The sequence below is a fragment of the Skermanella mucosa genome (assembly GCF_016765655.2).
GTDB lineage: Bacteria > Pseudomonadota > Alphaproteobacteria > Azospirillales > Azospirillaceae > Skermanella > Skermanella mucosa.
In genome coordinates this window covers 4,748,671-4,767,870 of record NZ_CP086106.1, presented here as the reverse complement: position 1 = coordinate 4,767,870, position 19,200 = coordinate 4,748,671, and the positions used below count along the sequence as shown (strand labels likewise).

Here is a 19,200-nt window from a genome sequence, read left to right as displayed (position 1 = left end):
CCTCAGTCAGCACTGGCTTTGTCTTGCCGCGTATCGCGGATCGCCTGCGCCGCGGCGAATCCGACCGCATGTTCGCCGGCATGGGGATCGTCCACCCGGACGACCACGCCACGGCCAACCAGGTCGATCCCGTTCGCCTTGAAGGCCTTGAGGATGCGCTGATAGGCTTCCCGCCGGATGACGAACTGCTCGCCCGGCTTGGTGACGTACTTGATGCCGATGATCACGGCGTCATCCTCCACGCGGCGCACGCCCTGGGATTTCAGGGGCTCGATGAAGCTGGGGCCCATCTCCGGATCGGCTTGCAGTTCCTTGCTGATGTCCTTGATGATCCGCTTGACCATGGCGAGGTCGGTATCCGGCGCAACGCGGAACTCCAGCCGCATCAGGGACCAATCGCGCGTCAGGTTGGTCAGCGCCTTGATCTGGCCGAACGGCAGGGTATGCACCGCGCCCCGGTGATGGCGCAGCTTGAGCGAGCGCAGCGAGATCCCCTCGACAGTGCCGCGAAGATTGCCGACCTCCACATAGTCGCCGATATGGAACGCGTCCTCCAGCAGGAAGAAGACCCCGGACAGCACGTCAGCGATGGTCGATTGCGCCCCCAGCCCGACCGCGATGCCGACCACGCCGGCTCCCGCCAGCAACGGGCCGATCGCAATACCCATGGAAGACAGGACGATCATCACGACGATGGCGACCAGCACCACCTGGAGGAACTTGCGGACCAGCGGCATCAAGGTCGCCACGCGCTGGGCGGTGCGCTGGTCCCCGACGGTGTTCGCGGTCATCACGCGGTCAAACGACCGGGCGAGCAGTTCCCACCCGACATAACCGAGCAGCAGGACGACGCCCAGGTCGAACAGCAGGCGCACGACGATGCCGCCCAGCCCGACATGGGCAGCCGGGTCGAAGCCCCAGATGAAGGCCGTCGCCACCACGCCCAGCACCAGCAGGGCGACCCATACCGCGCGCATCAGCCGGAGGGCCGCCCTGCTGTCGGTCTGCTCGCCGGGCGTCCGGTAGAACCGGACGACAGGACGCCTGAGCATCAATGCGAGCAATGGCACGGCTGCCGACAGGAATAGGCTCAGCAGCAGGCGCAGGCCTATTCCGGTTTCCAGCCGCAGTGCGGCGGCGGCGGCGGTAAGCCAAAGGCCGACCAGGTATAGGGTCGCCAGGGCCAGGCCCAAGGCGAGGGTTGGAACTTCCTGGGCCTCCAGCCCGAGATGGTCGCGAAGCGCATGGATCATCGCAGGTCGGCTGCTCCACATCCTGTACAGCAAGTAGACGAACGGTGCCGTGCTGATCGGAAGAACCAGGGCGATCAACGGGTCGTAGGCCATACCCAGGGCGCCGAGCAGGTCCGCCAGGCCCAGCGTCGTCGCGGTGAGCACGGCGGCGGTGACCGCAGTCCGATGTATGGGTCGGGCACCCCCGTCGCCCACCGGCAGCAGCCGTCTTTCAGGATGGTCCGGCGCGCACAGGAACCGGGTCACCAGGTCGGCGATGGACACGGTGACCGCCGCTTGCAGCACCGCGATCAGGACTGCCGGGGCCGCGGGGTGAGAGGGGCGCAGGATCGCGTATCCCAGCAGCAGGCCCACCAGGAACGCCGTGATCCGCACCGCCTGAATGCCGAGGCCGCGGGCCGCGCGGGACAGGGCATTGCCGCCGGCTTCCGGGCCGGATTCCGGCAATAGCCGCCGAGCGGCCAGCAGAGCCGCAGTCCCGACGGCGAACAGGAACAGGATCGACAGGCCAAGTCTCGCAGGGCTCACGGCGGCATCCCGCCCGTTCGGCCGGGCAAAGGCTTCCGCGATCGCCCCGGGCACCCGCGGAAACGCAGCGGCCACGGCATCGATCCGGTTCGCATAGGCCGCCAAGGGCGCGGCTTCCGCGGCAGGGGGCTTGCCCCCTTCCGGGCCGGCCAGAAGCCGCGGCCGAAGCGCGCTACGCAGTTCCGCCTCGCCCATCACTGCGAGCACGGCGTCCGCCTGCTCCGGCGTCAGCCCATCAGGGAATACCCGCAGCAGGGTATCGACCTGGTTGGCGGGCGCACCCTCCACCGGCTGCGCCATGGCGGATGGCAACACCGGCGGAAGCAGCTGGACAAGAATGGCAAAGGCGATGGCGAGGGGCCGACCCGGGCAGCCCTTATCCCACGATATGGTAGCCACCATCGATATAGAGCGTAAGCCCGGTCAGCTGCCTCGCGGCGTCGCTGGCCAGGAAAGCGGCGGACGGCCCGATGTCCTCGACGGTGACGAGGTGGTGGGTGGGTGCGCGTTCCGCCGTGCGCGCGAGCAACTCGTCGAAGCGGTCGATCCCGGAGGCCGCGCGCGTCGCCATGGCTCCGGGGGACAGGGCGTGCACGCGGATGCCCTTGCCGCCGAGTTCGGCCGCCATGTAGCGGACGGAGCTTTCCAGGGCGGCCTTCACCGGCCCCATCATGTTGTAGTGCTCGACCACCTTCTCCGCCCCGAAGAAGGTGACGGTCATCAGGCAGCCGCCCTCGGTCATCAGCGGCTCCGCCAGCTTCGCCATGCGGATGAACGAGTGGCAGGAAACATCCATGGCGAGCGCGAACCCTTCCGCCGAACAATCGACGACCCGGGCATGAAGGTCCTCGCGTGGCGCGAAGGCGACGGAATGGAGAAGGAAATCGAGCCGGCCCCAGCGTTCGCGTATGGTGCCGAAGACCGCCTCGAGCTCGCCCGGTTGCCTCAGATCACAGGACATGATCATGTCCGAGCCAAGGCCTTCCGCCAGCGGCCGCACATGGGGCTCCGCCTTTTCGTTGAGGTAGGTGACCGCGAGGTCCGCTCCCATTTCGCGGAATGCCTTGGCGCAGCCGAAAGCGATGCTGTTCGCGTTGGCGATACCCACCACGAGGCCGCGTTTCCCCTGGAGAGTTGGCAGTGCCATGGAAAGCCTCCGAAGAATGGATGCCAGCAAACCCGCTCGGCTGGCGAATTTCGGGGCCGGTGATCCGGCCAGTCTGTGACGATCCTCCAGGCGGGAGCGTGCCGCAACCGTGCAACGGTAACAGGCGGTCTGCAACGGTAACGGAAGCCGGTGATCCGGCGACGGTGCCCCCTCACCACGGCTTGCTACCGTAAGCTACTGCCGACGCCATGCGAGGACGCCGATACTGACTTCATTGACTTGGCGTCATGTCGGCATCGATCGCGCGCGATGCGTTTGCTGACGCCGATTTCCGTGTCTTCCGCTTTGCCGACGGGAGCTATTGGAACGCGTTGGCCATACTTGTGAGAGGGGCGCCGACCATGATCGACAGGCATTTGGGAAGTGCTGCCCAAACCACCGGCCTGGGCAGCCGCCTTCGAAGAAATGACGGCGACCATCTGGTCGAGCGGGTGGTAGCCCTGGCCTGCCTGCTGATCCTGGCGATCGGGTGCTATCTGGTGATGAAGCCGTTCCTGTCGGCGCTGCTGTGGGGCATCATCCTCACCATTTCGACCTGGCCGATGCACGTCAGGCTGACGCGGGCGCTGGGCGGGCGTACGGGCGCGTCGGCTGCCCTCCTGACCCTGGCGGCTTTCACCGTCTTCCTGATCCCGCTGGTGCTGCTCGGCCACAATCTGGCGGAGAATGTCGCGCAGATTGCCGCTAAGCTTCAGGAATGGCGGAACAGCGGTGTTCCGTACCCGCCGCCCTGGGTGGAGACGGTGCCGCTGCTGGGATCCCGGTTCCACGCGTTCTGGTCCGACCTGGCAGCTGGCAGCGTCGAAGCGGCCGCCACGCTGGAACCCTATGTCCAGCACGCGCGCGCCTGGATCCTTGGCTTCGGCGCATTGATCGGCTCAGGCGTACTGCAAATCTTCATCAGCCTGCTGATCGCCTTGTTCCTGTACCGTGATGGCCAGCGCGCCGCCGTGGCCCTCAGCTCCGTGCTGGAGCGGCTGGCCGGACGGCGAGGCCCCCATCTGCTGGATGTCGCGGCCGGCACCTTGAAGAGTGTCGTCTACGGCATCATCGGAACCAACCTTACGGAGGCCGTTCTGGCGGCGATCGGCTTTTGGATCGCCGGTGTCCCCGGCGCCATCCTGCTCGGGTTCCTATGCTTCTTCCTGACGCTGGTCCCGGTCGGGCCGATACTGATCTGGCTGCCCGCGACGATCTGGCTGTTCACCATCGGGGAGACCGGGTGGGCCATCTTCCTGATCGTCTGGAGCGTCATGGTGTTCAGCGTGATCGAGGCGCTGCTGCGAACTTTCCTGGTGAGCCGGGGCAGCGATCTTCCCATGATGATGATACTTCTCGGACTGTTCGGCGGCCTGCTCACCTTCGGCTTCATCGGGCTGTTTCTTGGACCGTGCCTTATCGCCCTCGGCTATACGCTGGTCATGGAATGGATCGGGATGGAGAAAGAGAGGCGGAGTGGCAAGCCTGCCGCCCACAGCGAGGCGTGAGCGCCGGCCGATCAGGGCATCATCGGCAACTGGGCGGCGATCTGAAGATCGACGATCTTCAGCAGGGGCATCTCGATCTGATAGAACTGCGCGGCGCGCCTGTTGGTCAGCACCTTTTGGAATTGCGGCAGGTATTGCTGCAGCAGGCTCGTCCGCAGGATGTCCAGGTCTATGGCCTTGCGGGTCAGTTCGCCGGCCTTGGCCTCGGTCATGGTTTTGTAGTTATCCGCGTAATCATTGATCAAGGCGAGCTTCTCGTCACCGAGACGGTTCAGTTCCGCTTCGTAGCGCTCGTAGACCGGCCAGAACGCTTCGGCTTCTGTCGGATTGAGGGCCAGCGCCTCCCCGATTATTTCGCGCCTGTCCTGACGCAGATCCCGGCGCACCAGCTCGATATATTGCTCGGCGTTCTTCTTGTCGGCCGTCTTCTCGGTCTCGGCGGTCCGGGGGGCCGCGATGGTGGGGGACAGGGCGAAACCGCCGAGAAACAGGCTGACGACGATGCCGGCGGTGATGAGCGGGGATGACCAGGTGCAGCTCTCGGCTCTATTGCCCATTGTTTTCTCCCGTGGTTTTGCCCTCTGGGCAATTTCATGCATCAAGGGCTGCAGAATGGGACCGGGCGCGGGTCGGCGGGAGTATGCTACGGTAACCTGCATCAGGCCCGGACCCGTTTCCGGGGCTCCGATGCGGTTCAGGCGGAATCTCCGTGGTCATCGTTCCACCGATGCAGCTCGATCAGGACTTCACGTTCAAGATCCATAATGAGTTCGCGGCAGGCGTCGGCACGTTCGAAATCCGTGGGATTGTTCGAACTTTCACATTGCAGCAAGGCTTCGACCGCCTCTCCGTAGTCCTCGCATAGTCCGCGGAAAAAGCGATTGTCCGAACTGTACTGCTTGACAGCCGACGCCAAGTCTGGAAACCGTTCGACGATATACCGAACCCTCTCCGACATGGACGCTCTCACCGGTTTTGGAGTAAAGCCTTCGATGCTTGAGAAGGCGGAAGCTGAGTCCGCGGCTGATGGGTCGAGCGGTCAAAGAAACCAGCCAGAAGGCTGATCGGCTCGCCCGTACCTGTAAAGCCTGCAACCGTAAACTTGATACGGTAACAGGCCGCTCACGCGAGTCCCGCGTGCAAGCGGAATTCCAAGGTGGTATCGCGGGGTATTGGAACATATCACTTTCGCGGCCTGAATGATCACGCGCAATCCGATAGTCTTCTTGAAGGCTATCCATCACTGCGGATCAACGGTTTCAGAAAAAACGTTGACCCTACCTTTTCAGTGGCCATTAATTAATATCAATATAAACCAATGGCTATGAATTGAAATCCAAGAATCTGGATGATTGCCCCCACTGCAGAGCAGTCAGGATTCCTTATCTTCCAACGCGTGCATGAGAGTTAATTAATATATACTGAAGCAGTTCAGTATTGCCGACAAACAGCCAGCCCCATAAGCTATCCTTGGTGTCGATCAATGAAGCCTCCAAGAGCTTTGCCAATCGTTTCCAACCGCTGTGCAAAGTCGAAACTCTCAGAGCGCCGACGTATCTACCTCAATTCGAGTGCGACAAACGGTCAGGCAGTCCCATGTCTCATGATGCCGATGAAGTGATCCCGCCCCAGCTCATCCAGGAAACGCTCCAGCGCGTCATCAACAGCCGGGAGTTCATCAATTCTGAAAGGAAGCGGCGTTTCCTGAAATTCATCGTGGAGGAAACGCTTGCGGGACAAGCCGATCGGATCAAAGCCTACACCATCGCGATCGACGCCTTCGACCGGGATCCGAGCTTCGACCCCGTAAGCGATCCGGTGGTCCGGATCGAGGCCGGCCGGCTTCGCCGCTGCCTGGAGCACTATTACCTGACCGAGGGAATTGCGGACCGGGTCCGGATCACGATCCCGAAGGGTGGCTACGTGCCTCGGTTCATCGTGAGGGATGAGGTCGCAGCCTCCGTTCCCGCCCCCCTGGAAGATGATGAACAGCCAGCCGAGGGACGGTTGGCTGCGGGACGGCTGGTCGAGATCAATCCGGCTCCCGCGGCTGCTGATCAGGTCGCTGGGGAGGCGGTGCCTTCGAGTCCGCCCTTGGCGCCGTCCCGCTGGTCCTTGCCGAAGCGGACTTGCCTTCTGGTGGGCATCCTGTCCCTGTCGGCCGTACTGATCACGATCCTCTGGGGAGAGGGCCTTTTTCTCCAGACCCGGGTTTCGGAAGAAGAGCGGAAAATCACCGGGCGGGTTCCCTCGATCATGGTGGTGCCGTTCGAGAATGACGGTGACGACCCAGCGCAGGAAATCTTCGCCAAGGGTATCACGGAGGAAGTGATCAACGCCCTGCTACGCTTCAGGAACGTCCTCGTCTACGATGCAGACACCAGCTTCCGATTCCGCACCGGGTCCGCTCTGCGCGACGCGGTCCCGGACGCTCACATAGACTATGTGCTGAAGGGCAGCATCACCCGGGTGGCGGGCGAGATCCAGGTCAACGCGGCCCTGCTGCGGGCTTCGGACAACCGGTATCTCTGGTCCGACAGCTTCCGGCGGGAATTCAATCCCGGTACCATGATCGACCTGCGGCACGACATCGCCGCGAAGGCCGCCCGCGTGCTGGTGCAGCCGCACGGCGTCATAGAAAAGGTGGAGCTGCAAAGCACCGCCGGGCGCCCCTCCGACTCGTTGTCGTCCTACGAATGTGTCCTGCGGACCCGTGAGTATTGGCGGCAGCCGGACGCGGAGATGCACAAACAGGTTCGGGCTTGCCTGGAACGGGCGGTCGAGACCGATCCCAACTACGCCGATGCCTGGGCGGCCCTCGCCTTCATCTACACGGACGAGCTCCGGGTCGATTTCAACCCGAGCACCGAGCGTCCCGATCCGGTCGGCACGGCCCTCCAGGTGGCGCGTCACGCCGTGGCCTTGGCGCCGGACAATCCGCTGCCGCTCCAGGCACTCGGGATTGCCCACTGGCTGCGGCGCGAGGTGCCTCTCAGCATCGCGTCGTACGAGCGGGCGCTTGCTCTCAACCCGCACGACAGCGACATCCTCGCCGATCTCGGGAGGGCCTACAGTCTCACCGGTGACTGGGACAGGGGTATTCCCCTCATAAGGGAGGCGTTCGAACGCAACCCGGCTCAACCCAGCTGGTATCGCCTCTTCATCGCCTTGTTCCACTATATGCATGGCCGGTACGACGAGGCCCTGGCGGAGGCTCGGAGGATCGGGACTCCGAACCTCGTCTACACCCATGTCGTGCTCGCGATGATCCATGGCCAGACCGGCAGCAAGGACGACGCGACCCACGAAGTCGATGAGATCCTCAGGCTCTACCCGAATTTCGGAGACAAGGCCCTGTTCGAGTTCGAGCGGCGGAACATCGATCCGGCCATCATCGCCAGGATGATCGACGGGCTGAGGAAAGCCGGGCTGGACGTCGCCCCGTACTGGGAAGCCGCCGACGAGAGAGACTGAGCGCCTGTCCGGCGGCCGCGGATTCAATCGAACCAAGTGTACTGCCAGGTGACGCCAAAGGTGGTGAAGCTGGTTCCGATCCGCTCCGTGACGCCTTCCGACCAGTTCAGCTTCAGCGAATGGCCCTGTGCTACGGGAAGGGAGAGGGTAAGTCCGAACCGGGTGTTTTCCTGGCGGTCGTCGTTCTGGACGCCATTCACCGTGCTTCGCCCGCCGGCGTAGTATGTCGCATCGGCCGCCAGCCACAGTTTCGGGCGGAACGTGTAGCCGACATGGGCTTGGAGGGTGGCGATAGGCTCCTGTTCCCGTCGGAAGCCGCCTAGGAATTCGTCATTATCCGTGTAGAACCACGCGCCCGTATAGAGTTCCAGGGACCAGGGACCGAGGGGTTGGTACACCCCGATTTCAGGTTTGAACGCCCAGCGGTTCGAGCCCAGATTGATCAGCCGGTTGGGGTCGTAATCACCGAACGGCGCCACGACCACGATGCTGGCACCCAATGTGGTGGTGGGTTCGCGGGCGGCGAACTCCTTCCGATCGAGCGCCGGTCCGCCGAATATGTTCACCGCCAGGCGCAAGCGTGGGTCGGCCAAACCGGAACGGGTGACTGCCCGCTGCTGCTTGAACACGTCGCCACTGACGTCGGCCTGGGAATAAGGTAGGACGAAACCAATGCTGGCCGAGCGTCCGAACAGACCGAACGTGCGCGCATAGATCAGAGAAGCCGTGTTGACCTCCGCCTCGATGTTGTCCAACGGCAGGGAGGGATCGACGGCGACGCCGCCGGTGGACCGGAGGTAACTGAGACCCAGGAAGTTCACTCCCAATGGAGAGGGCGAGTAGGCGCGTGGTTCGAGTTCCTGGGCAGGCGCACTGCTTGGTGCGGCAGCAATGAGCAGTGCGCCTGCCCCAGCCCAAGTAATTCGTGAAATCCTCAAAAGGCGGTTCACTGTTACTTCTCGCCTTGATGGGAAGATCATAGACCCGCAGCATTCTACACTTCTGTCCGGCGGGCGCGCCTGTACCTTCCCGACATGGCGATAGGTTACGGTAACATGGCGGCAGGTTACCGTTGCATCGCAAAAATTGGGGCGGATGATACTTCTAAATCGGACCCCGGGCGCGGCTCAATAGTCTTCGGAACAAAAGTGCCAAGGACATCAACATGAAGCGCTCGTTCGGTCCCCTGGGGACCCTGGCCGGGACCCTGACCATCGTCGTCGGTTTGGCGGGGTGCTCGTCCACCGATTCCACGCAGCGGCCCACCGGCATGGCGTCCGCCGCGTCCATGAGCCAGGATCCGGAGAGACCGGGCGCCTGGGTCTACCGGACATCGAACGCCGACCTCCGGCAGTACACCCGGTTCATCGTCGAGCCAACGGAAATCTACCGCGGCGCCGAGGCGAGCTTCGGAAGCATGACCAGCTCCCAGATCACCGAGATCGCCCAGTATCTCACCAGCGCAATGCGCCGAGAACTGAGCAACGGCGGCTACGCGGTCACGTCGCAGCCCGGCCCCAATACGGCGCGCATCGTGACGAAGCTTGTCGGCGTGGAGCAGACGGTCCCCGGAGCCGCCACGGTGTCCCGGATCTTGCCGATCGGCGCCGTCGCCAATGCCGTCCAGGGTGCCTCCGGCGGCAGCGGATCCTTCACCGGCGCGGTCATCCTGGCCGCCGAGGTCTATGACAGCCAAACGTCCGAGCTGCTCGTCGCCGCGGTCCGCAAATACAATCCGCCGGTCTTCGATCTCGAAGCGACCCTGTCGACCATGGACACCGCCCGCTCCGCCGCCCGGCAGGCGGCCGAGGACCTGCGGAAAGGCGTCGACCGAGTCCAGGGCCGGGAGGCCCGCTGAGCACGGCGCCTAGGCTGCCGATGTCGGAAAACTGGGAGCAAACGATGAACCACCAATCCATGCCCGCTCTCGCAGCCGCCATTGCGGCCCTGGCTGCCCTGACGGTTGCTCCCGTACGTGCGCAGACGGGATCGAGCCCCTCCGAAACGGCTTTCCTGGTCAAGACCACGGGCGATCTCGTCCGGCTGTGCGAGGCTGAACCGACCGATCCCACCGGGATCGCGGCACTGCACTTCTGCCACGGTTTCGCGGTCGGAGCCTACCAGTACCATCAGATCGCGGCCACGGACAAGCCGCCGCTGTTCTGCGAGCCGACCCCGCGACCGTCGCGCAACGAGGCCATCACCGGATTCGTCGCCTGGGCGCGACAGAACCCCCGGGCGATGGAGACGCCGCCGGTCGAAGGGATCTTCCGCTACCTGGCCCAACGCTATCCCTGCCACGGATGATGACCGCTTTCCGATCGAAAGGAACAACCATGGGCACGGATACGAACCTGTCCCGGACCGTTGCACGGCTGATCCGCATCGCGGCCGTCGCACTTACCCTCGCCGCGTGCAGCGACATGTCCCAGACACAGCAGCGTACGCTCAGCGGTACGGCGGGGGGTGCGGCCGGCGGGGCGGTGATCGGGGCCATCGCCGGCAACGCCGGCATGGGAGCGGCCATCGGCGCGGGCGTCGGCCTGGCCGGCGGCATGCTCTACGACTACCACAAGAAGACCGAGGAGCGGGCCTACCAGCGTGGCGTTCAGGAGGGGCAGCGATGAGAATCGCGAGGTGGCCGGCATGGGCCGTGCTCTGCATCTCCTTGATGTTCGGTCCTGTCGTGGCCGCCGAGGAACCGCCGGTCGATGAACCGGCAGCCAAAGAACAGTCACTCGACGAACAGCTACTCGACGAGACGTCATCCGATGACGCGCCGATGGACGCCCGGGCGTTGGGCATTCTCGATCTCATGGCCGAGACCTTGGCTCAGGCTCAGGGCTTCAGCGTGACCATCCAGGCCGGCTACGACGTCATCCAGGACACGGGCCAAAAGATCGAGTTCGGCGAACGGCGCAAGGTCGCACTGAGCCGTCCCGACCGGCTGCGGGTCGAGGTTGAGGAGAGCGACGGGACGCAGGCCCTGGTGTTCTTCGATGGCAAGGCGATAACCGTGTTCAGTCCCGGTGAGAACGTCTACGGACAGATCGAGAAGGCGGGCACCGTGGACGACGCGGTGCGCTACGTGATCCAGGATCTGGGCATGCGGCTGCCGCTGGCACTGCTGCTGGTCACCACGCTGCCGGACGAGTTTGAGCAGCGGCTTGAGTCGATAGACTACGTGGAGCGCAACACGCTCACCCGGGTGCCGACCGACCATCTGGCGGGCCGGAGCGCCGATGTGGACTTCGAACTCTGGGTTGCCGCCGGCGATACGCCCCTGCCGCAACGGGTGTCGATCACCTACAAGAACGAAGAGGGTGCGCCGCAGTACCGGGCCGAGTTCTCGGACTGGAAGTTGGATCCGGACCTCTCGAAGGTGGACCTCGCTTTCCGCCCGCCGGAGGGTGCCGAAGCCATCCCGTTCGTGGTCCGGGTTCGCCGGTCCGGGACGGATCAGCCGTCCATGACCGGTGAAGCACCAGCCGACGGAATGCCGGCAGCGTCCGGCAGCATGGAAGGTTTACCGAAATGAACACCCGACATGTCAGGACCGCCGTCTCGGTCGCTTCGTCCCTGATCCTGGCGGCGACGCTGGTGGCGGAAGCCAACGCCGCCGGCGCACGCGGCGGACGTAGCGGTGGGGGAGGTTACTCCCGTTCGGGCGCCGCGGCAGGCGGCAGCTTCTCGGCGCAGAGACCCGCCGGAGGGACAGGGGCACGGCAGGCCGGAGCCACCCAGCGGTCGGGTCAGCGCAACGCTTCCGCACAGACCGCGTCGCGCCAGGCAGGGGCGTCCCAGCGTTCGGGTCAGCGCGCGGAAACGCAGCAGACCCGCACCCAGTCTCGCAGCGACACGCGCATATCGGGCCAGCAGGAGCGGACCGAGCGGGAGGGGCAGCGGCAAACGGCTTCCGCCGATCGCACCGACAGCCGCCAGCAAGGCCAGACCGAGCGTACCGAGGTCCGCCAGCAAGGCCAGACCGAGCGTACGGAGGCCCGCACCCAGGCGGCGCAGAACATCAACGCCAACAACAGTTGGGATAACCATTATCATTACTATGATGATGATGACGATGAGTGGGGATACGCCCTGGCGGGCGCCGCGGTCGGCGCGACCCTCGGCTATGTCGCCGGCGCCGCGACGGCGGCCCCGGTGGTCGCCGGCCCGACCTATGTGACGGTGCTTCCCTGCTCGCCGACCATCGTGTCGGCGGGCGGCACAAGCTATTACGGGTGCGGCGGGTCCTGGTACAACCAGGCTTATGTGAACGGAAGCGTCACGTACGTCACGGTCAACCCGCCTCCTGGTCACTAGGCCCCTTGGTTCATCGGGTTGACCGGCAAGGATGTCTTCCGAATGATGTGGCCAACCTGCACCAACCGCTGCGCCAGCCTGATCTTGCTGGCCGGAGTTCTCTTCGCCGGCGGCTGCGCCACGCCGATCAGCGTCGAACACCTGGACCATGCCACGGTCCATCAGCAACTCACCCGCAACGTCCTGTCGGCGCATACGCTCAGTGATCCGACCAGGAACGTGCTGCGGCAACGGTATCTGACGGACCGCTTCCGGGAGAGGCCCGAATACGCCATCGCCGAACTCCATGCCGCCGTCGCCGAAGGGCGCGGCGAAGCGAACGACATCTTCGCCCTTGCGGAGATGTCGTTCCTGCACGCCGAGGAGCGCGGCGGACGCCCCTACTATCTGGCATCCGCCCTTTATGCCTATGCCTTTCTGTTTCCCGGAAATGCCGGCCAGCCGCCCGATCCCTACGACCCGCGATTGAGGCTCGCGAGCGACCTGTACAATCGCGGCCTGACATCGGGATTGATCGCCGACGACGGCGAGAGGATCGCCATCCAGTCGGCGAGCTATCCGCTGCCGTTCGGTCGGCTCGATGTGGACTTCGATCCGCGGGACCTTGAATGGGGCGGACGCGAGCTGACAAGCTTCTTCCCCGTCGCCGAGCTGGAGATCCGCGGCCTGGACAACCGCTACCGCCAATCCGGTATCGGCGCACCCTTGGCGGCGGGCACGACCCAGGCCAATGTCACCAAGGGCTTCCAGGTCGGCCAACGCGTGAAGGTGCCGGTGACCGCCCTGCTGCGAGTCGATGATCCCCGGCGCCAGCTTGCGCGTGGATCGGTGCGGGCCCAGCTTGAACTTCATGCTTCCTCCGACACCCAGGCGGTTCTGATCGATCGTCGGCAGGTTCCCCTGGAGATCGAGTACACGTCGACGCTCGCCTACATGCTGAGCGGGTCGGCGGTCTGGGACTGGGAACTCGCCGGCTTCCTGCGCGGCAGCCTGCTGGCCGAGAATCCGACCCGCCTAGGCGCCTTGGAACCCTATAAACCCGGCCGCTTTCCCGTCGTCTTCGTCCACGGAACGGCGTCGAGCCCGGCACGCTGGGCCGAGATGCTGAACGACCTGAGGAGCGACCCGCGCATCCGCGATCACTTCCAATTCTGGTTCTTCGGCTACGAAACCGGCAATCCGGTCCCCTACTCGGCACTGCTGCTGCGGGAATCCCTGCAAGAGGCGATTTCCGCCCTGGACCCGTCGGAAAGCGATCCGGCACTGCGCGAGATGGTCGTCATCGGCCACAGCCAGGGCGGCCTGCTGACGAAACTGACGGCGGTCGAGTCGGGTGACAGGTTCTGGAACGCGGCATTCCGCAAGCCGCCCGACGAACTGCGGATGAGCCCGGAGAGCCGCGACCTGCTGAAGCGCGCCCTGTTCGTGAAGCCGGTTCCGTCGGTCAAGCGCCTCGTCTTCATCGCGACCCCCCATGGCGGCAGCTATGTCGCCGGAAACCGGATCAGCCACTACATCGCGAGTCTGGTGCGTCTGCCTGGAAACATCCTGAGGGCGACCTCGGAAGTCCTTGCGCAGAGCGACGGGGAGACCACCACGCTGACGGCCCAGACGGGGTTCGGCAGCGTCTACGGCATGACGCCTGGCAGCGTGCTGGTCCAGACGCTGGCGCGTACACCCATCACCGAAGGGGTCAAGGCCCACTCCATCATCGCCGTGCGCGGAGACGGCCCTGTCGAGGTCGGCGACGACGGCGTCGTCGAATACCGGAGCGCCCATATCGAGGGTGTCGAGTCCGAATACATCGTCCGATCCGGCCATTCGACGCAAGCCGATCCCCACACGATCGAGGAGGTGCGTCGTATCCTTCTCCTCCACTTGGCGGAGTCCTGCACTAAGCGCGGGAATTGCGGACAGGCGCCTGATCGTCCCGCACTCGTGGCAAACGAGTTGCCATGAATACCGGCCCGAAGCACACGTTTTCCATTTAGGCTCTCTTCCTGGCCGGCATGCTGATGTGCCGCGGCCCGCTGCTGGCGGACGGGGCGCCTTCGCTGCCTTTGTCGAAGGCGATATCAGAGTTGTCCCGAAACCCGGACTTCGTGGAAGCGGTGCTGGCCGAACGTTATGCCAACAGTCTGAGGCTTTCGGAACTGCTGAACCGCCTCTCCTTGAACTCACCGAATGGCGGGGCACGGTATCGGATGGCCGTCGAGGGCAGACGGCTGGTGGAGACGCCGAACGCCGTGCTGGAAGCGATGACGATGCCCGGCCATGACCTGGAGGTCAGGGATTCCCGGTATTTCGCCAATTTCGGCGACCTGATCCATCACGGCCATGATGTCCTCACGCCGTTCTGGATCGACACTGGGCTTCCTGTTCCCGGGACGGTCCGGACCCTGCTGGTCCCGGTCAGCCATTCGCGACACGAGTTCATCGTGCGCGGCCCCGTGGTCAATGCCGATCTGTCGTTCTATTTCGGGATCGACGGGGAAGCCGTGTTCCGTCCGAGTGTCACGCGGGATCAGGCCTGGGTGATGGGCAGGGTCGCTCATCGCTACCGTGGCGCTGAAGCGCTGGAGGTGACGCGACTCGCCGGCAACATCGTGCGTGCCTGGGGCGCGGTGCGGTCCCGCCACCATCCGGCAGGCGGGACCGCACTTCCAACAAGAGCCGAAGCCGGCAAGCTGCCGGAACACACTGCCAATAGCCTGCCGCATCATGCCCCGTGCGGAAGGCTCACATCTGGTCGTGGTCGTGCATGGTATCCGGATTGGTTTTGCCCGTCGGCATCTTCGGGTCGGTTTCGGCTTCCAGGGTCCGCGTGCTGCCGTAGTACAGGGCTCCGCTGAAAGCCAGGAAAGATCCGACTACGAGTATCAAATAAGCTACATTACCACCAGTCATTGAATCCTCCCACATATGGTTCGGGCTGCCTCAGATAGCCTGATGTCAACCATATGCCAGGGGATTCGATCCTCGAAGAGGCTGATGAGCAGCATGACGCCCAAGTTGGTTCTCAGCCGGAGGTGAGCGCGAAAGCCTGGACGCCTGGATTCAGGAACTCGATCGTGGACACCCGTTCCATGCCTGTCACCGGGGCCGGGACCGACAGCCTGACGACGGTGCCTGCCAGTCCGGGACAAGATCGCCGGCTCTTTATACTGAGGGTCTAATTAATCATTGACGGGAGGCAGGCTCGCATCGTGAAATTGGCGACTGAGAAGGAACAAGCTCCGGATCGACGCGGCAAACGCGCATTCCAGGAGTTTGGCGAAGCGTTAGGTTAGTGTAAGCAAAATAAAACAACAAGCAACCTAGAGGAAACGCCATGTTCAAGATCAAGAACGTCCTGGCAGGAATGGCCGTCGCCGTTCTGGCCGGGGCGGTGACGGCCCAGCCATCCTTTGCCCAGGAAAAGAAAACCCTGGCCTTCGTGGTCAACGTGCCCGCTGATTTCTGGCAGATCGCCCGCCGTGGCACTGAGAAGGCCCAGAACGAACTTCCGAATTACAATATCGAGTTCTACATCCCCGGTGAGATGTCCGCCGCGGCCCAGAAGCGCATCCTGGAGGATCTGCTGGCCAAAGGCGTGGCCGGGGTTTCGATCAGCCCCGTCAATCCCGACAACTCTACGGAGATCCTGAACCAGGTCGCCTCGAAAGCGGTCCTGTTCACCCAGGACGCGGATGCGCCCCAGTCGAATCGGGCGCTGTATATCGGGACGGACAACGTGGCCGCCGGCCGGCAGGCCGGCGAGCAGATGATGAAGGCCCTTCCGGACGGCGGCAAGGCGATGGTCTTCGTCGGCACGCTCGACGCGGCCAACGCGCGCGAGCGGTTGCAGGGTATCAAGGAAGCGATAGCCGGATCCAAGATCGAGATCATCGACGTGCGCACCGATGGCGGCGACCAGGCCAAGGCCAAGGCGAACGTCGAGGACACGCTGACGAAGTACCCTGACATCGACCTCCTGGTCGGTCTGTGGGCCTATAACACGCCGCAGATCTACAACGCCGTGAAGGCGGCCGGCAAGGAAGGCACGCTCAAGATCGTCGGCTTCGACGAGGACCAGCAGACCCTCAAGGGCATCTCCGAGGGCGTGATCGATGCCACCGTCGTTCAGCAGCCCTACGAGTTCGGCTACCAGTCCATGATCTACCTCGCCAAGTACATCGAGGGCGATCGGTCCTTCATTCCCGAGAACAAGCAGAGGATCATTCCGACCCAGGTGATCGACAAGTCCAACGTCAAGGATTTCGCTGCCAAGATCAGGGATCTGCTGAAAAGGTAATTGCCGGAGGGTCCGGCATCGTGATGCCGGACCCTTTGCCGTCCTTCGGATAGTGGCCATCGCAGGGAATGCCGTTCCTTGCGTGCGAACGAGGTTCGCGTATGTCGAATACCCTATTGGAACTCCGTTCGATCACGAAGACGTACCCAGGGGTGAAGGCCCTTGCCGGTGTCGATTTCTCGGTCGGGCACGGTGAGGTCGTGGGCCTCATCGGCGAGAATGGCGCCGGCAAGTCCACATTGATGAAGATTCTGGGAGGCGTCGTCTCCCCCTCGACGGGCTCGATCGTCATCGACGGCATCCCGAGGTCCACGCTGACCGTCAAGGATGCCGCTCGCGCCGGGATCGCGTTCGTCCATCAGGAACTTCACCTGTTCGAAAACCTCGATGTGGCGGCCAACATCTTCATCGGGCGGGAACCCCGGAAGGGCGGTTTTCTCAACCTCATCGACAATACCGCCCTGCACCAGCGCGTGAAGCCGCTGTTGAAGCGCCTCGGAGTGGATTTCGGACCTGAAGACCCTGTGGATGCCCTGTCCATCGCTCAGCGTCAGATGGTGGAGATTGCCAAGGCGCTGTCCATGGACGCACGCCTCATCATCATGGACGAACCCACCTCCAGCCTGACGCTGACCGAAACCGAAAACCTGCTGAACGTCATCGCCGACCTCAAGGCCTCGGGAGTCAGCATCATCTACATCTCCCATCGGCTCGGCGAGGTGGAGCAATGCGCCGACAGGGTCGTGGTCCTGCGCGATGGCCGCAGGGTCGGCGAACTGCCGAAGTCGCAGATCAAGAGCGCGGCGATGGTCCGTCTCATGATCGGGCGGGAGTTGAAGTCCCTCTATATCCCACCGAAGGCGGGGAGCAGGACCGGCGGGCTTGAACTCCAGAACCTCGTCACATCGGCCTTCCCGGGGCGGGAGGTCTCGCTGACCGTAAATCGCGGTGAGATCCTCGGTCTGGCCGGCCTTGTCGGGGCGGGCCGGACGTCGCTCGCCCAGACCATCTTCGGCATCCATGCACCCAAAGGGGGCCGCATCCTCCTGGATGGGCAGCCACTCTCGATCAGGGTACCGGGGGACGCGATCGCCTACGGCATCTACCTCGTCCCGGAGGACAGGAAAAAATCGGGACTGCTGCTCAACATGACCATAGCCGAGAACATCTCGCTTCCCGACCTCAGGAGCATCGCCAGAGCCATGCTCGTCGACGTATCGCGCGAGGCGAGCCTGGCCAGGGAACAGTGCCGCTCCCTCGCGATCAAGGCGCCCTCCATCGACACCGACGCCGTTACCCTGTCCGGCGGGAACCAGCAGAAGGTCGTCCTGGCCAAATGGATCTCGATGCGTCCGCAATTCATCATTTTCGACGAGCCGACGCGGGGCATCGACGTCGGAGCCAAAAGCGAGATCTACGCCCTGATGCGCGGCCTAGCCGATGCCGGTGTGGCGACCCTGATGATCTCCAGCGACATGGAGGAGGTCATCGGGGTCAGCGACCGCATCGCGGTGATGCACGAGGGCCGCATCAGCGGGTTGCTCGACAGGTCCCAGTTTTCGGAACACAACGTCCTGTCGCTTGCCGTAGGAAACGTGGGCAGGGAGGAGCTGGTCACCCATGCTTAAGAAAGAACTCGGCCTGCTGATCCTGATATTGGTGATCGGCTCCATCACGGCTGCGATCAACCCGCAGTTCATCTCCCAGATCAACCTCATGAACCTCGCCAATCAGATCGGCCTGTTCGGCCTGATCTCGATCGGTGCCGGCCTGGTCATCATCTCCGGCGGGGTGGATCTGTCCGTCGGATCGATGTTCGCGCTCCTGGGAATCGTCTTTCTCGATCTGCTCGTGAACTACGAGTTGGCGTGGCCCGTGGCGCTGCTCCTGACGGTCGCCGGCGGATCGGTGCTCGGGCTTATCCACGGGCTTCTGGTGACCCGGCTCAAGATGCAGCCTTTCGTCGTGACCTTGTGCGGCCTTCTGCTGTACCGGGGCATCGCGCGCTGGTACACGGCCGACTCCACCCGCGGCTTCGGCTATGGCTACGGCTATGAAACCCTGGAATGGTTGATGTCCGGCCGGACCTACAACATTCCCCATACCTTCATCTTCCTGTTGATCGTCGCGGCCGTGATGGGCGTGGTGCTGCACCGTTCCGTCTATGGCCGCTACCTGTTCGCCGTCGGCAAGAGCGAGGAGGCGGCCCGGTTCTCCGGTATTCCCACGACTACGGTGATCACCGCAGCCTACGTGATCGGAGGAACGCTGGCCGGCACTTCATCCGTCTTCTTCGTCTTCTACACGCAGTCGGTTTCGCCATCCGCGCACGGCAATTTCTATGAACTCTATGCGATCGCTGCCGCCGTCCTGGGCGGATGCTCTCTCCGTGGCGGCGAGGGCTCGATCCTCGGGATCCTGCTCGGTACCGTTCTCCTACAGGTCCTTCAGAACCTCGTGAACATCCTGGGCATCCCGAGTTCGCTGAACTTCGCCGTCATGGGCGCCGTGATCCTGCTGGGCGTCCTGGCCGACCAGCAACTCCAGCTCCGCCGCCAGCGCCGGCTTGCGATGGCAAGCGCCGAGGCGCGCGAACTGGCCAAGAAAGGTGCCGCCGGAGCGGCGGTATGAGCGGCACCGCAGTCGAGAGGCGTTGCGAAGGTGAGGGGGACGCGG

General features: G+C 63.8%; 17 protein-coding genes. 12 read left to right on the top strand and 5 right to left on the bottom strand.

Annotated elements, in window-relative coordinates; translation table 11 throughout:
* Positions 1–2 precede the first annotated feature (2 nt).
* Positions 3–2,081, bottom strand: a complete 2,079-nt coding sequence (locus JL100_RS22140; RefSeq protein ID WP_202682362.1) for a mechanosensitive ion channel family protein — start codon at positions 2,079–2,081, stop codon at positions 3–5.
* Positions 2,082–2,157: 76 nt separating this feature from the next.
* Positions 2,158–2,928 carry an enoyl-ACP reductase FabI gene (fabI, locus tag JL100_RS22135; RefSeq protein ID WP_202682363.1) on the bottom strand — a complete coding sequence of 257 codons (771 nt, stop codon included), beginning with the start codon at positions 2,926–2,928 and terminating at the stop codon, positions 2,158–2,160.
* Positions 2,929–3,290: 362 nt separating this feature from the next.
* Between fabI and JL100_RS22130 the strand changes: the two genes are divergently transcribed.
* Complete coding sequence (locus JL100_RS22130) at positions 3,291–4,436, top strand: AI-2E family transporter (RefSeq protein ID WP_202682364.1); 1,146 nt, start codon at positions 3,291–3,293, stop codon at positions 4,434–4,436.
* Positions 4,437–4,447: 11 nt separating this feature from the next.
* Here the strand turns inward: JL100_RS22130 and JL100_RS22125 are convergent, their stop codons facing one another.
* Positions 4,448–5,035: a hypothetical protein gene (locus tag JL100_RS22125; protein ID WP_202682365.1), complete on the bottom strand. Its 588-nt coding sequence runs from the start codon at positions 5,033–5,035 to the stop codon at positions 4,448–4,450.
* Between the two features lie 95 nt (positions 5,036–5,130).
* Complete coding sequence (locus tag JL100_RS22120; protein ID WP_202682366.1) at positions 5,131–5,394, bottom strand: hypothetical protein; 264 nt, start codon at positions 5,392–5,394, stop codon at positions 5,131–5,133.
* A gap of 638 nt (positions 5,395–6,032) precedes the next feature.
* On the opposite strand from JL100_RS22120, the gene JL100_RS22115 reads away from it, so the two are divergent.
* Positions 6,033–7,910 (top strand): tetratricopeptide repeat protein, encoded by a 1,878-nt coding sequence (locus JL100_RS22115; RefSeq protein WP_202682367.1) that lies wholly within the window; start codon positions 6,033–6,035, stop codon positions 7,908–7,910.
* Positions 7,911–7,933: 23 nt separating this feature from the next.
* Here JL100_RS22115 and JL100_RS22110 read toward each other — a convergent pair whose 3' ends face one another.
* Positions 7,934–8,860 (bottom strand): transporter, encoded by a 927-nt coding sequence (locus tag JL100_RS22110; RefSeq protein ID WP_202682368.1) that lies wholly within the window; start codon positions 8,858–8,860, stop codon positions 7,934–7,936.
* Positions 8,861–9,075: 215 nt separating this feature from the next.
* On the opposite strand from JL100_RS22110, the gene JL100_RS22105 reads away from it, so the two are divergent.
* From JL100_RS22105 to JL100_RS22060, 10 genes are all read left to right on the top strand, one after another.
* A complete protein-coding gene (locus tag JL100_RS22105) occupies positions 9,076–9,768 on the top strand; it encodes a DUF3313 domain-containing protein (RefSeq protein WP_202682369.1) in 693 nt (230 codons plus the stop codon).
* A 44-nt stretch (positions 9,769–9,812) separates the two neighbouring features.
* On the top strand, positions 9,813–10,217 hold the full coding sequence (locus tag JL100_RS22100) for a Rap1a/Tai family immunity protein (RefSeq protein ID WP_202682370.1): 405 nt from the start codon (positions 9,813–9,815) through the stop codon (positions 10,215–10,217).
* A 29-nt stretch (positions 10,218–10,246) separates the two neighbouring features.
* A complete protein-coding gene (locus tag JL100_RS22095; protein ID WP_202682371.1) occupies positions 10,247–10,537 on the top strand; it encodes a glycine zipper family protein in 291 nt (96 codons plus the stop codon).
* Positions 10,534–11,448 (top strand): DUF2092 domain-containing protein, encoded by a 915-nt coding sequence (locus JL100_RS22090; protein WP_202682372.1) that lies wholly within the window; start codon positions 10,534–10,536, stop codon positions 11,446–11,448. The genes JL100_RS22095 and JL100_RS22090 overlap by 4 nt, the downstream gene beginning before the upstream one ends.
* On the top strand, positions 11,445–12,230 hold the full coding sequence (locus JL100_RS22085; protein WP_202682373.1) for a hypothetical protein: 786 nt from the start codon (positions 11,445–11,447) through the stop codon (positions 12,228–12,230). Before JL100_RS22090 ends, JL100_RS22085 begins: the two co-directional genes overlap by 4 nt.
* Positions 12,231–12,272: 42 nt before the next feature.
* On the top strand, positions 12,273–14,189 hold the full coding sequence (locus JL100_RS22080) for an esterase/lipase family protein (protein ID WP_202682374.1): 1,917 nt from the start codon (positions 12,273–12,275) through the stop codon (positions 14,187–14,189).
* 143 nt (positions 14,190–14,332) lie between these two features.
* Complete coding sequence (locus tag JL100_RS22075) at positions 14,333–15,082, top strand: hypothetical protein (protein WP_228420837.1); 750 nt, start codon at positions 14,333–14,335, stop codon at positions 15,080–15,082.
* A gap of 479 nt (positions 15,083–15,561) precedes the next feature.
* Complete coding sequence (locus JL100_RS22070; RefSeq protein ID WP_202682376.1) at positions 15,562–16,524, top strand: sugar-binding protein; 963 nt, start codon at positions 15,562–15,564, stop codon at positions 16,522–16,524.
* 101 nt (positions 16,525–16,625) lie between these two features.
* Positions 16,626–18,152, top strand: coding sequence for a sugar ABC transporter ATP-binding protein (locus tag JL100_RS22065; RefSeq protein WP_202682377.1), 1,527 nt, complete (start codon positions 16,626–16,628; stop codon positions 18,150–18,152).
* Positions 18,145–19,155 (top strand): ABC transporter permease, encoded by a 1,011-nt coding sequence (locus JL100_RS22060; RefSeq protein ID WP_202682378.1) that lies wholly within the window; start codon positions 18,145–18,147, stop codon positions 19,153–19,155. Before JL100_RS22065 ends, JL100_RS22060 begins: the two co-directional genes overlap by 8 nt.
* Positions 19,156–19,200: the final 45 nt, after the last annotated feature.